Source organism: Bradyrhizobium sp. 40 (genome assembly GCF_023100925.1).
Lineage (GTDB): Bacteria > Pseudomonadota > Alphaproteobacteria > Rhizobiales > Xanthobacteraceae > Bradyrhizobium.
In genome coordinates, this window is sequence record NZ_CP064688.1 from 3,928,640 (window position 1) to 3,942,275 (window position 13,636).

General features: G+C 64.8%; 12 protein-coding genes. 4 read left to right on the top strand and 8 right to left on the bottom strand.

From position 1 onward, the window contains the following. Position 1: 1 nt before the first annotated feature. Positions 2 to 811: a glucose 1-dehydrogenase gene (locus IVB40_RS19170; RefSeq protein WP_247815978.1), complete on the bottom strand. Its 810-nt coding sequence runs from the start codon at positions 809 to 811 to the stop codon at positions 2 to 4. A 44-nt stretch (positions 812 to 855) separates the two neighbouring features. Beyond that, positions 856 to 2,697 carry a single-stranded-DNA-specific exonuclease RecJ gene (gene recJ, locus IVB40_RS19175; RefSeq protein ID WP_247462009.1) on the bottom strand — a complete coding sequence of 614 codons (1,842 nt, stop codon included), beginning with the start codon at positions 2,695 to 2,697 and terminating at the stop codon, positions 856 to 858. Positions 2,698 to 2,975: 278 nt separating this feature from the next. Here recJ and IVB40_RS19180 point away from each other — a divergent pair, with 278 nt between their 5' ends. Then, a complete protein-coding gene (locus IVB40_RS19180; RefSeq protein ID WP_027569898.1) occupies positions 2,976 to 4,052 on the top strand; it encodes a methyl-accepting chemotaxis protein in 1,077 nt (358 codons plus the stop codon). 160 nt (positions 4,053 to 4,212) lie between these two features. On the opposite strand, the gene IVB40_RS19185 is transcribed toward IVB40_RS19180, so the two are convergent. Next, positions 4,213 to 5,199: a helix-turn-helix domain-containing protein gene (locus tag IVB40_RS19185; RefSeq protein WP_247815980.1), complete on the bottom strand. Its 987-nt coding sequence runs from the start codon at positions 5,197 to 5,199 to the stop codon at positions 4,213 to 4,215. A 501-nt stretch (positions 5,200 to 5,700) separates the two neighbouring features. Here IVB40_RS19185 and IVB40_RS19190 point away from each other — a divergent pair. The 3 genes from IVB40_RS19190 (at position 5,701) to IVB40_RS19200 (ending at position 8,119) form a co-directional block, all read left to right on the top strand. Beyond that, entirely contained in the window at positions 5,701 to 6,711 is a 1,011-nt protein-coding gene (locus IVB40_RS19190; RefSeq protein WP_247815982.1) for a formylglycine-generating enzyme family protein, read from the top strand. 237 nt (positions 6,712 to 6,948) lie between these two features. Then, positions 6,949 to 7,692, top strand: coding sequence for an SDR family oxidoreductase (locus tag IVB40_RS19195; protein WP_247815983.1), 744 nt, complete (start codon positions 6,949 to 6,951; stop codon positions 7,690 to 7,692). Between the two features lie 10 nt (positions 7,693 to 7,702). Next, on the top strand, positions 7,703 to 8,119 hold the full coding sequence (locus tag IVB40_RS19200; protein WP_027569894.1) for a cupin domain-containing protein: 417 nt from the start codon (positions 7,703 to 7,705) through the stop codon (positions 8,117 to 8,119). A gap of 20 nt (positions 8,120 to 8,139) precedes the next feature. Here the strand turns inward: IVB40_RS19200 and IVB40_RS19205 are convergent, their stop codons facing one another. The 5 genes from IVB40_RS19205 to IVB40_RS19225 form a co-directional block, all read right to left on the bottom strand. Next, a complete protein-coding gene (locus IVB40_RS19205; RefSeq protein ID WP_247815985.1) occupies positions 8,140 to 9,144 on the bottom strand; it encodes a 4-hydroxythreonine-4-phosphate dehydrogenase PdxA in 1,005 nt (334 codons plus the stop codon). Next, the gene (locus tag IVB40_RS19210; RefSeq protein ID WP_247408710.1) at positions 9,141 to 10,703 is read right to left on the bottom strand and encodes a tripartite tricarboxylate transporter permease; all 1,563 of its coding nucleotides are present in this window, start codon (positions 10,701 to 10,703) and stop codon (positions 9,141 to 9,143) included. The genes IVB40_RS19205 and IVB40_RS19210 overlap by 4 nt, the downstream gene beginning before the upstream one ends. Before the next feature lie 11 nt (positions 10,704 to 10,714). Further along, a complete protein-coding gene (locus tag IVB40_RS19215) occupies positions 10,715 to 11,197 on the bottom strand; it encodes a tripartite tricarboxylate transporter TctB family protein (RefSeq protein WP_027569891.1) in 483 nt (160 codons plus the stop codon). Between the two features lie 133 nt (positions 11,198 to 11,330). After that, positions 11,331 to 12,323 (bottom strand): tripartite tricarboxylate transporter substrate-binding protein, encoded by a 993-nt coding sequence (locus tag IVB40_RS19220; protein WP_247815986.1) that lies wholly within the window; start codon positions 12,321 to 12,323, stop codon positions 11,331 to 11,333. A gap of 52 nt (positions 12,324 to 12,375) precedes the next feature. Next, the gene (locus IVB40_RS19225) at positions 12,376 to 13,635 is read right to left on the bottom strand and encodes a CoA transferase (RefSeq protein ID WP_247815988.1); all 1,260 of its coding nucleotides are present in this window, start codon (positions 13,633 to 13,635) and stop codon (positions 12,376 to 12,378) included. Position 13,636 lies beyond the last annotated feature (1 nt).

Here is a 13,636-nt window from a genome sequence, read left to right on the forward strand (position 1 = left end):
GCTATTGCCGCCGCGGCACGCCGCCGGCATTCATGCCGCCGTCGATGACGAGCTCGCTGCCGGTGACGTAGCGCGAAGCATCGGAGGCCAGATACAGCACGCCGGAGGCGATCTCACCAGCCTGGCCGGCGCGGCCGAGCGGCGTGACGAGGCGCGCACGCTCGTCTGGATCGATCGGCGCGTTGCCCTGGTTGCCGGTCGCGCCGGTCGGGATCTTGCCCCAGATCGGCGTGTCGATGATGCCGGGATGGACGGAGTTGACGCGGATGCCGTCACAGGCGGCCGCGCACTCCATTGCGATCGACTTTGCGAACAGCCGCACGCCGCCCTTGGTCGCCGAATAGGCCGACAGCCCGGGCGCGCCGCGCAGGCCCGCGAGCGAGGACATCATGATGATCGAGCCGCCGCCGGTCTTGCGCATCAGGGGCAGGCAATGCTTGACCGAGAGGAAGACGCCATCGAGGTTGATCGCGTTCTGCTTGCGCCAGTCGCTGAGCGTCATGTCGACGATCGAGGGTACGGCAATGCCGATGCCGGCGTTGGAGACGAGAATATCGAGCCGGCCAAAGCGCTTCGCGATCTCGGCTGCGATCTCGATCCATCGCTCTTCGCTGGTGACGTCCTGCTCCAGGAAAATCGCCTTGCCGCCGGCCTTGGTGATGCGATCGGCGAGTTCTGGACCTCGCAGCTCGTCAATGTCGGTGGCGATGACGGTGGCGCCCTCGCGCGCGAACAGCTCGACGACGGCTTCGCCGATGCCGGAGGCGCCGCCCGTCACCAGCGCCACTTTACCCTCAACCTGCCCTGCCATGCTCACTCCCTTTTTTCTATACGTTTTTTTGTTGTTTGCCGGGCCTATCTAATCATGGATGGTCCCTGGTCGGGTAGCGCGACATCCATGACCCGGAATTGCACACGCTCGGCGCCCTGGTAGCGATCGACCGACAATGATCCCGCGACATGCAGTTGCTGGCCGCGATTGGCAACAAGCGCGTTGCCAAGCTTCTGTCCGATCGAACGGAACGCGATGCCGTTGACGATGGCACCGTCCCCTGACTTGAAGCGTAGCCTCAAATGCGCTTGGCCCACCTCATCGGCGTAGACGAGCTGGTGTGCCGGCAGCGCCAACACGACTTCCGGATTGCCGCTGCCAAAGGGACCTGCGCGGTTGAGCGTCGTTGCAAGCTCGGTCGTCACGGCGCGCGCGGAGACCGCGCCGTCGATGTAGAGCTCGTTGACGTGGCGCGCCTCGGCAACGTCGCGCGCCAAGGCATGCTCGAGATAGGCGCGAAATTCGGCGAGCTTTTCCTTGCGCAGGGTGACGCCCGCAGCCATCGCGTGACCGCCGCCCTTGAGCAGAATGCCGTCGGTGACCGCCTGGCGCACGGCCTTGCCGAGATCGACGCCGGCAATCGAGCGGCCGGAGCCGGTGCCGATGCCGCCAGGCTCCAGCGCGATCGCGAAGGCGGGCCGCGAGAACTTCTCCTTCAGCCGGGACGCAACGAGACCGACGACGCCGGGATGCCAGCCTTCGGAGGCCGTCACGATCACGCCGATCTTGTCCTCGAGTCCGATCGAGGCGAGCGCCTCGGCTTCGGCCTGCGCTTCGGCCGCCTGCTCGATGATCCGGCGCTCACTGTTGAGGCGGTCGAGTTCGGCTGCGATCCGCGCGGCCTCGACGCTGTCACCCTCCAAAAGCAGCCGCACGCCGAGATCGGCGCGGCCGATGCGGCCGCCGGCATTGATGCGCGGCCCCAGCATGAAGCCGAGATGCCAGGCCTCCGGCGGGCCGTTGAGCCGCGCCACGTCCATCAGCGCGGTGTGGCCGACATGGTCGCGCCGCCGCATCGCGATCAGGCCTTTGGCGACGAAAGCGCGGTTGAGACCGATCAGCGGCGCGACATCGGCAACCGTGCCGAGCGCAACGTGATGCAGCATGCCGAGCAGGTCAGGCTCGGGCATCTCCGCATTCCAGAAGCCGCGCTGGCGTAATTCGCGATTGACCGCGACCAGCGTCACCAGCACGAGACCGACGGCGGCGAGATGGCCGAGGCCGGAGAGATCATCGAGCCGGTTCGGATTGACCAGCGCGTCGACCTCCGGCAACTCCGTGCCGGCCTGATGATGGTCGATCACGACGACGGACATGCCGAGACGTTTTGCTTCGGCGAGCGGCTCGATGCTGGTGGTGCCGCAATCGACGGTGACGAGCAGCGTGGCGCCCCTTGCGGCCAGCGCACGCACGGCTTCCGTGTTGGGCCCGTAGCCCTCGAAGATGCGGTCGGGAATGTGGATCAGCGGGTCAAGCCCGCAATGGCGCAGATGCCAGGTCAGCAGCGCCGCCGAGGTCGCACCGTCGACATCGTAGTCGCCGAAGATCGCGACCTTCTCGCCGTTCGCCGCGGCATCCGCGATCCGCTTCGCGGCGGCTTCCATCTCCGTGACCGTGAACGGGTCCGGCAGCAGCTTGCGGATGGTTGGATCGAGGAAATCGACAACGGCATCGCTGTCGACACCGCGGCCTGCCAGCACCCGCGCCAGCAGCTCGGGCAGTTGGTGGCGCTGCACGATGGCAAGCGCTTTGGCCGCCCCGCGCGCATCCAGTCGGTCGCGCCAGAGCTTGTCGGTAAGCGAGCGCGCCACCCCCAGGAATGCCTGGGGCGCTTCAACGGGCAAGGCGGTGGCGGGCGGCGTCATGAGTAACGGTTGGTTTGAGGAACCTGGGAGCCGGAGGTATTGCATCGTCCGGCCGACGGAACGATTGGCCCGCAATCCCCCGGGATTTGCAACGTCTGCGCGCCACAAAGCGGTGGATTGCCGCTTTGCTACGCGGACTGACTATCATTTGAGCATTCCGCAAAACAGCAAATTAAGCAGGCGTTAGGCGGAATCTTCGAAAAAGAATCGTATTCGATCTGTCAGTGATTGTTCCGGGTTCGTTGCAGATCAGACCTCATTGCCAAGGGAAGCCCCCGATGTCTGCTGCGCTGGGTCTCAAAGCCAAGCCGATCGCAAATGAACCCGCTGATGATGATTCCGACATCTCCGCGCTGATCAACCGCCTCACGGCGGAGGTCAACCAGATCGCAGTCGACAAGACCAAGGCGATCCAGCAGATCACCAACCAAATGAAGATGCTGGCGCTGAATGCGCTGATCGAAAGCTCGCGCGCCGGCGCGCAGGGCGCGGGCTTCGCCGTGGTGGCGCAGGAGGTCCGTGGTGTCGGCCAGCAGGTCGAGACCATCGCCCGCGAGCTCGAAAGCCAATTGACGAAACGAACCGGCGATCTCGTCTCCTCGATCGACCGGATGAGCCAGCGCTCGCGCGGCGAGCGCATGGTCGACCTGTCGCTCAATGCCATCGAGCTGATCGACCGCAACCTCTATGAACGGACCTGCGACGTGCGCTGGTGGGCGACCGATTCAGCGTTGGTCGATTGCGCGGCCTCGCCCGACGCCGCGGCCGTGTCCCATGCCTCGCAGCGTCTCGGCGTGATCTTGGGCGCCTACACCGTCTATCTCGACCTCTGGCTCTGCGATCTCGAGGGCAACGTCATCGCCAACGGCCGCGCCGACCGCTTTCACGCCGTCGGCCAGAATGTCGCCCACACCAAATGGTTTCGCGAGGCCAAGACCCTGCGCTCCGGCGACGACTATGTCGCGGGCGACGTCGAGAACCAGCCGCTGCTCGGCAATGCCCAGGTCGCGACCTATTGCGCCAGCGTCCGCGCCGGCGGCCAGGCCAACGGCGCGCCGATCGGGGTGCTCGCCATCCATTTCGACTGGGAGGCACAGGCCCGCGCCATCGTGCAAGGCGTGCGCGTCGGCGACAGCGACAAGGCGCGCGTGCTGCTGGTCGACTCCAATCTTCGCGTGATCGCCGCTTCCGACGGACAAGGCATTCTCAGCGAACGCATCTCGCTGTCGCTGGACGGTCGGCGCTCCGGCTTCTATCAGGACCGCTCCGGCACGCTGGTCGCGTTCCATGCGACGCCGGGCTACGAGACCTATCGCGGGCTCGGCTGGTATGGCGTGATCGTCTGCGGGGCGTGAAGCGGGAGGCGGCCTGCCTGTCCAATTCAAAACCGTGAAAACAACCCCATGCACAGTAGCCATCTGGTTGTTTTCATGACGGTTTTTTTCGCCGTTTGACGCGGGCAAAACGCCGGCATGCATGCGATCATGGCACCGTTCGCGGTCCGGACCCAGAGCGCTAGGCTCTGGCGATGTCGTCTTCGACTGCGTGCGGCGTCGTAATTCCAAGCGTTTGCGATGGACGCTCCCCGAACATCGCAAAGTAATACTGAGAAAACCGGCCGAGTTCGTAAAAGCCCTGTTGCATGGCGACGGCTGTCACGGTGGTCGAACCGGGTGCGCTCTGGTGCAGGATGGAATGAACAGCGCATAGACGCTTGTGCCTTAGGAAGCTGACCGGGCCGAGGCCGAATACCTCCTGAAAGGCGCGGTGGAGGGTGCGCCGCGATACGCCCAGCGCCGCGCAAATTTCCGACACGTGCACCGGACGCGTGCCGGCGTCGTCGAGATACTCCTCGACCTTGCGGATCAGCCGTCGGGCGGAAGGGAGCCAGCCATTGCCGTCGGGTGGCAGCGACGACGCGACGTTGGCAGCCATGCATTCGGCGATCGATCGTTTCCAGAAATCGGCAGTTGACGGCGTCAGCCCATATTTGTTGTCGCGCAGGTGCGACATGACCCGAACCAGGCGGCGCGAGGCGACCGCGCCGGTCGCGAGGTCCGCGCGGAAATGCCCGCGACTTCGCCATGTGTCGGGGTCGCTCAGGCGCGCTTCTCCGCCGAACAGCGTCGCGACCTCGTTGAGGTCGAACCGCATGGCGGCGTAGGCGGAGCCGCCGTGAAAAACACCGTCATGTTCGAGCCGCGGCGGAATGACGAGCACATCGTTGATCTGCATGTCGAACGACCAGTGGGCGACGCGCTCTTCAGCCACGAGCAGCATCCCGATGATCAGCTTGTCGTCGCTGGAAACCCGCTGCGTGCGTATGCCGACGTTGAAAGCACCAATGCTGAGCGAGAAGTGGCCGATGCCGACATGGGACAACGTTCCGCGCAACCGACCGCGGCCGAGTTGCATCACGTCGACATGCGAGCCGTGGACGGCCTGCTGAAGTCCTTCGAAACCGTCCAGCTTGCGCGAATCAACCAGAAGGAATTGCCCCATGGCTGTACCCTGTTACTGAAGCGCGACAATTCTGCGGCAGGCAGCAGCGAAATACCACCACAACGCGAGGTGGGTGCGACAAGCCGACTTCGCGTTTTGAGGTAAATCATCGCCGAATTTGTCGCTCGACATGCCACTGAATTGCCTCTGCACTGAGGCTTTGCGGCATGGGGCATTGGGTCTCACCAACTGGCCACGCAGACTGGCACAAACTGCACATCACAGCCGTCCAATCTTCGGGTACCGTTTGCAACCTTAGTGATATTGAGCGGACGGGCTCTGCGGATGGCAGAGCGGGCGCGGCATGGATTTGCCGCGTGCTCGGAAACGTGCGTGCAAAGGAAAGAGATGTGGACGCAATGCAGTGTCCTCCTCTCCCCGAGGGCCAAAAAAGTAGGGATCAGACAATGCGTCTAATGAGCAGGGCAAAGAGCTATCGTCGAGGTCTCCCAGAGTTGGCGCAGTAGCATCGGGTGGAATGCGCGTATCGGAGCTTCCACCATGTTGCGAGCGGATCTGGATCACTGCGAGTGGTTGCCGGATGATTTGAAGAGCGGCGAGATGGTCTTCATTCCCGGCGGAACCTTTCGCATGGGTTCGGACCATCATTATTCCGAAGAGGCGCCGAGCCATCGCGTCGCTGTCGACGGCTTCTGGATTGACCGCACGCCCGTGACCAACCGGCAGTTCAAGCAGTTCGTCAACGCAACCGGCCATGTCACCGAGGCGCAGGTCGTTCCCGATCCGAAGGACTATCCAGGCGCGCTGGCGGAGATGCTCTACGCGGGATCGCTGGTGTTCTCCCCGCTGCCGCGCATCACCGATCTCACCGACTGGAGCCAGTGGTGGACTTTCCTGCGCGGCGCCAGCTGGCGCCATCCCTATGGTCCCGGCAGCAACATCAAGGACCTCGACGACCATCCCGTCGTCCACGTCTCCTTCAGCGATGCGGCAGCGTATGCCCGCTGGGCCGGCAAGGACTTGCCGACGGAGGCGGAGTGGGAGTTCGCGGCGCGTGGCGGCCTCGAGGCGGAGGAATACGCCTGGGGCGACGCGCTGATGCCGGGCGGCAAGCACATGGCCAATATCTGGCAGGGCAACTTCCCCGTCCAGAATCTCGGCGAGGATGGGTACGAGCGTACCTCGCCGGTCATGGCCTTCCAGCCGAACGGCTACGGCCTCTACGACATGATCGGCAATGTCTGGGAGTGGACCTCCGACTGGTGGTCGTCAAAGCACGCCGCCGACGCCGCAAAACCCTGCTGCATCCCCAAGAATCCTCGCGGCGGCGGTGAGCACACAAGTTACGACCCGCGCCTCCCCGACATCCAGATTCCGCGCAAGGTCCTCAAGGGCGGCTCGCACCTCTGCGCGCCGAATTATTGCCGCCGATATCGCCCGGCCGCGCGGCACGCCGAACCGGTCGACACCTCGACCAGCCATGTCGGGTTCCGCTGCGTGGTACGAATGCCGTCTGTGACCGAACACCAACAAGGACGCGCTGCAATCTAGCGAGCGCCGCTGGCGGATGCCGGCGTCAGCGGTGCGCTCCGCGCGTCGGATGATTTCGATATGCAACTTTATCTATCGGCGATCCGACAGACGTCTTCAGCATTTTTGGACAAGGCGGGCCGGTTACAGGCAAGAGCCTGCCCCATTTCCCCGGTAAGAGTCGCCTCATCGCTTTCGCGACGCGCGCGCCGTCAACCCTGAAACGCTCGCGCCCGCGACGTGCCGAGGAGACATGCCATGAAGATCGTCGTGATCGGCGGGACCGGATTGATCGGATCCAAGCTCGTAGCGAAGCTCAAGCAACAAGGCCACGACGCCGTCGCGGCTTCGCCGAAATCGGGCGTGAACGCCGTCACCGGAGAAGGCCTCGCAGCAGTGCTGGCGGGCGCGGATGTCGTGGTCGACGTTGCCAACGCGGCGTCGTGGGAGCCCGCCGCCGTGCTCGAATTTTTCGAGCGTTCGAGCAAGAACCTCGCCGCGACCGAGGCGGCTGCGGCCGTGAAGCATCATGTGGCGCTCTCGATCGTCGGGACCGAGCGTTCGCCCGACATCGCCTATTTTCGGGCCAAGCTGGCGCAAGAGATCATCGTCAAGGCATCTCCGGTCCCCTGCTCGATCGTCCGCGCCACCCAGTTCTTCGAATTCCTCGGCGCCATCGGCGATATGGGTGCGGCCGATGGCCGGATCGTCGTTCCCTCGGCATTGTTTCAGCCGATCGCCGCCGAGGACGTGGCCGATCACCTCGCGGAGGTCGCGATGGGCCAACCGCTCAACGGCACGATCGATATTGCAGGACCTGAGAAGGCGCCCTTCAATGACTTCATCGCACGGCGCCTGAAGGCGTCCGGCGACGCTCGACCGGTGGTGGGAGACCCAAGGGCGCCGTACTACGGCGCTCCCATCGACGACACGTCGCTGAACCCTCTCGGCGAGGCGCGGCTCGGGAAAACGTCGCTCGCAACCTGGCTCGCGAAACTTTGAGGAGACTCCCATGCGCAGATTGCTGATCGCAACCGCTGTTTATGCCGCATCATTCCTGACGGCCCATGCCGCCGAGACGGCGACACCCACGGCGAAGGTGACCGTCGTGTTCGACCAGGCGCTGCCCAATGTCCCCGGCAAGAGCATGAAGGGCGTGCTGGTCGAGTACGGCCCAGGAGGCTCCTCGCCCGCCCACATGCACCCGCGCTCCGCATTCATCTATGCCACAATCCTGGAAGGAGCGATCCGCAGCCAGGTCAATGACGAGCCTGCCAAGGTTTATCACAAGGGAGAGAACTTCTCTGAAAAGCCCGGCGACCGCCACGCCGTCAGCGCCAATGCCAGCGACACCGAGCCCGCGAAGCTGTTGGCGGTCTTTGTCGTGGATACTGCTGACAAGGAGCTCGTGACGCCTGTCGCGAAGTAACGCCAGGTCATCGCGTGTAATCAGGTGGCGCGCGGAGCGGCCATCTCCGCGGCGAGCAACACCGCGGCGCGGCTGGCACCGATTGATGCAATGCCCTGGCCCGCGATGTCGTAGGCGGTGCCGTGGGCGGGCGTGCAGATCGGGAACGGAAAGCCGCCGAGCAACGTCACGCCGCGATCAAAACCCATCAGCTTCATCGCGATCTGGCCCTGGTCGTGATACATCGTCAGCACCGCATCGAAGGCGCCGCCCTTGGCGCGCAGGAACACCGTGTCGGCAGGGAACGGCCCCTCGGCGGCAATGCCCTCCCGCTGGCCGGCCGCGACCACGGGCGCGATGACATCGATCTCCTCACGGCCGAAATTGCCGCCGTCGCCGGCATGCGGATTGAGACCGGCGACCGCGATGCGCGGCCGGGCGAAGCCGGCATTGCGCATGCACACATCGGTCAGCTTGAGCGCGCGATGGATGCGTTCGCCGGACAGTCGCGCGGCGACGTCCTTGAGCGCGATATGGGACGTCACGCGGGCGTTCCAGAGCCGGTCCAGCACGTTGAACTCGCTTGCGGGGGTTTTGAGCCCGACCACTTCCGCGGAGAACGCGATCTCGTCGTCATACTCGGCGCGGGCCAGCCGCATCGCCTGCTTGTTGAACGGCGTGAAGCAGACGGCATCGACCCTGCCGTCACGGCCGAGCTCGAGCGCCTGCTTGTAGTTGGCAAGCGCGAACCTGCCGCCGGCGAGGCTCGCGACCCCCTGTTGGACGTCGCTGGGATCGAGGTGCCCGAGATCGACGAACAGCGTTTCGCCCTCCGCCAGGCGTAGATCGGCCCCCTGCTCCACTGTTGTCAGCTCTGGCTTGACGCCGGCAATGCGCGCGCCTTCGTCGAAGATGCGGCGGTCGCCGATCACGACGATCCGGCTGCGCGCGCGGATGTCGTCCTGCACCACGAGCTTGGCGGTCAATTCCGGGCTGATGCCGGCGGGATCTCCCATTGCCAATGCAATGAGCGGCTGTGCGGTCATATGATCACTTTCTCCCGAGCGGTCTCTTGAGCTCTCTCTTGGGCTGTAATCTCGTCAGCGGACGGCGCAGGCTTGCGCACCAGGCGCGCAAGCTGCAGCACGAGCGGGAGCAGCAACAGCACGATGCCGGCCACGATCAGGCACGTCACGAGCTTGTTGGCGAAGAATATCCCGAGCGATCCCTTGGACATCAGCATCGACTGGCGAAACGCATCCTCGGCCTTGTCGCCGATGACGATCGCGAGCACGAGCGGCGCCAGCGGATAGAACAGCTTCTTGAAGAGGTAGCCGACGATGCCGAAGCCGAGCATCATGACGACATCGAGATAGGAGTTCGACACCGAATAGGCGCCGACGACGCAGATGATCACGATCAGCGGCGCGATGATCACGAAGGGAATCCGCATCAGGGCGGCGAAGACCGGCACGGTCAGCAGCACCAGCACGACGGCGACGATGTTGCCGACGTACATCGAGGCAATCAGGCCCCAGACGAAGTCCTTCTGGTCCACGAACAGCATCGGCCCGGGATTGAGGCCCCAGATCATCAGCCCGCCCATCATGACGGCCGCAGTGGCCGAGCCGGGAATGCCGAGCGAGAGCATGGGCAGAAGCGCGCTGGTGCCGGCGGCATGATCGGCCGTCTCCGGCGAGATGATGCCCTCGACCTCTCCGGTGCCGAAGTATCGGCCGCGGCGCGAGAAGCGGCGGGCGATGCCGTAGCTCATGAAGGATGCCGCGGTCGGGCCGCCTGGCGTGATCCCCATCCAGCATCCGATGGCCGCGCTGCGCAGCAGTGCCACACTATGCCGCGGCAGGCGGCCGATCGCGCGAAATACCTCGCGCCACTCTATCTTCGACGAGACCGCGCGGGCATGAAACTCCTCTTCGACGGCGACGAGCAGCTCGCCAATGCCGAACAGCCCCATCACCGCGACAACGAAGTTCACGCCCTTGACCAGTTCGTCGACGCCCATGGTGAGACGCACGCTGCCGGAAACGGTGTCGATGCCGATGGCGGCAATGGCGAAGCCGATCGCCAGCGCGACGACGGTCTTGATCGGCGCCGCCCCGCCCATGCCGACGAAGCTGGCGAAGGCCAGGAAATAGACCGCGAAATATTCCGCCGGCCCGAAGGCGAGTGCGACCTGCGCCACCCATGATGCGAGGAAGGTGATGAGGATGACGCCGATCAGCGCGCCGAACGCCGCCGAGCCGAACGCGGTGGCGAGGGCCGTGGTCGGACGGCCGTCGCGCGCCATCGGGTAGCCGTCGAAGGTGGTGGCGACAGACGACGGCTCGCCCGGGATGTTGAACAGGATCGAGGTCACGGATCCGCCGAACAACGCGCCCCAATACATGCTGGAGAGCAGGATGATGGCGGAGACCGGCTGCATGCCGAAGGTCAGCGGCAGCAGCAGCGATACCCCATTCGGAGCACCCAGCCCGGGTAGCACGCCGACAAGAATGCCGAGCAGCACGCCGATCACCATCAGCGCCAGATGCGGCAGCGTGATCGCGATGCTAAAGCCGTGAAGGAGTTCCTGGAGATTGTCCATCGGCCTCTCCGTCAGAAGCCGAAGGCCGCGGCGAGCGCGCCGTGCGGCAAGCTCACCTGGAACATGCGCTCGAACACGATGTAGAGCGCGAGCGCCGTCGCCGCCGCCATGCCAAGCGCGCGCGGCACGGATTGTTGTCGGGGGATCGCCAGCACCGCGAAGATGTACAGGGCTGAGGCGACGTACATCCCGGCCAACGGGATCGCAGCCACAAAAATCGCGGCCGGCACGAACAGGCCGGCAAGCCGGCGCAGCTCGATCGATGTGATCGCGATGGGGACGTTCGCCAGTGACGTAACCGGCATCAAACCGCGCACCAGATTGTAGAGACTTCCGAGCACGATGATGATGCCGGTCAGGAACGGGAACGTGCCGGCGTCCACGCCCGCGCTCGACCAGCCGATACCGTTATCGAGGCTGGAGACAACGACGGCCACACCAAAGCTGCCGGTGAGGATTGCGGTCGCAAGTTCGAGGGCGCGGCGCGATATCATGGGAGGCTCCGGTCAGGCTAAGTACAATGGCCGGCTATGGCGCACATGTTCCCCGACGCTCGGTGTCGTCCCGGCCTAGTGCGCAATTGCGCACTAGGCCGGGACGACGGAGGGGTTGCAGGCTTGCGCCGCCTCACTTGACCAACCAGCCCTGCTCGCCCGCGACCTGCTTGACGTGCTCGAGGTCGTCCTTGATGAACTTGTCGAAATCGGCGCCGGTCAGGAAGGTGTCGACCTGGGAGGTTTTCTCGATGTAGTCCTTCCACTCCGGGGTCGCCTGCACCTTCTTCATGAGATCAACATAGAACGTCGCCTGGTCCGGGGTGACCTTGCCGGGGAGCCACACCGTCCGCGGCTGCTCATATTGCTTGATGTCGAGACCCTGCTCGACGCAGGTCGGAACGTCGCCCCAGCCTTCGGTCGCGGTGACCTTGGCGCCCTGCGGCAACCGCTTCGGGCTGAAAACGCAAAGCGGCCGCTGCGTTCCACCGCGCCATTGCCCGAGACTTTCGCTGGGATTGTTGACGTGGGAGTCGAGGTGTCCGCCGGCGAGCTGCACGGCGGTCTCGGCCCCGCTCTTGAAGGGGATGTAGGTCAGCTTGATGTGGCCGGCCTTCTCGATCATGCGGGTCAGCACCTCGTCGGTATCCTTCGACTGCGCGCCGCCCATCTTGAACTCGCCGGATGCGGCCGCCTTCAGATAGTCGCCCGCCGTCTTGTAGGGCGCGTCCTGCTTGACCCAGAGCAGGAACTCGTCCTGCGCCATTGCCGCGATGGCAGTGAGATCGGTGTAGTTGAAGGCGACCTTGGAGACGAGCGGCTGCTGCCAGGCATTCGACGTGCCGAAGATCACCTTGTAGGGATCGCCGGCGGATGCCTTGCCGTAGACATAGCCTTCCGCTCCGCTGCCGCCGCCCTTGTTGACGACGACGATCGGCTGCTCCACCAGCTTGTGCTTGGTGATGATGTTCTGCACGGCGCGCGCGAGATTGTCGGTGCCGCCGCCGGGTCCCGCGGTCGCCACGAACTCGATCGGCTTTTGCGGCTGCCAGGCCGAGAGCGCCGGCACCGTGCCGGCGAGCACGGTTGCGGCGGCGGAGAGCAGAAGTGTTGACGTCCGACCCATGATGTCCTCCAGCTGATTTTTGTCTCTTGTTCTTGTCGTTTTCGACGCCCGGTCAGGCGACGCGTTCCTCGCGTCTTCCCGATGCCAGCACGATTGCGCCTTCTTTTTCGAGCGCTTCGATCTGCTTCTGGTCGAACCCGTGCTCGACCAGCACCTCGCTCGTATGCTCACCGTAGACCGGCGCGCCCGTACGCACTTTGCCTGGGGTCTCCGAAAACTTGACCGGCAAGCCGATCGTCTTCACCGGACCGAGCGTGGAATGCTCGACCTCGACGACCATCTCGCGCGCCAGCGTCTGCGGATCGCTGAGCGCCTCCAGCATGTCGTGCACGGGTCCGCACGGCACGCCCTTCTCGTCCAGTGCCGCCAGCCAGTGCGCCCGCGTCCGGGTGCGGAAGCGCTCGCTCAGGACGGCTTCGAGCTCCTTCAGATTGGCCATGCGGTCGGCGCCGTTGATGAAACGCGGATCTGATGCAAGCTCGCTTGCACCGAGCGCCTCCAGCATCAACAGCCAGTGCTTCTTGTTGGCGCCGCCGACCACCAGCCAGCCGTCCGAGGCCTCGAAGGCCTGATACGGCGCGTTGAGCGGATGGGCCGAACCCATCGCGCGCGGCGCGGTGCCCGCGGCGAGCGCGATAGTCGACTGCCAGTAGGTCTGCACCAGCGCGGCCTCATAGAGCGAGGTCTCGACCCACTGCCCTTCGCCGGTCTTGAGACGGTGCGTGTAGGCTGCGAGGATGCCCATGCTCGCCAGCAGGCCGGCGGTGATGTCGGACAGCGGCGGGCCGCATTTCACGGGCGGACCATCGGGACGTTCGCCCGTGAAGCTCATGATGCCGCTCATGGCCTGGGCGACCAGATCGAAGCCGCGGCGATGCTTGTAGGGCCCGGTGCGGCCGAAGCCCGACAGCGAGCAATAGATCAGCGCTGGATGCTGCTTGTGCAGGTCTTCATAGCCGAAGCCGAGGCGCTCCATGGCGCCCGGCGCAAAGTTCTCGACCAGCACGTCAGCGCCCGCGATCAGCCGCCGCAACACCTGCTTGCCGCCATCGGTCTTCAGATCCAGCACGATGCCGCGCTTGTTGCGATTCATCATCAGAAAGGAGGCCGCCTCGTCGCCAATCTTCGGCGGCACCGAATGGCGGGTGTCGTCACCGTTCGGCGATTTCTCGATCTTGATCACGTCGGCGCCCATATCGGCCAGCATCAAGGTGCAGGTCGGCCCTGCCATGACATGGGTGAGGTCGATGACCTTGAGGCCGGCAAGCGGCCCCGAACGGGCGGAGGTTGATTGCGAGCGATCGCTTTGCATC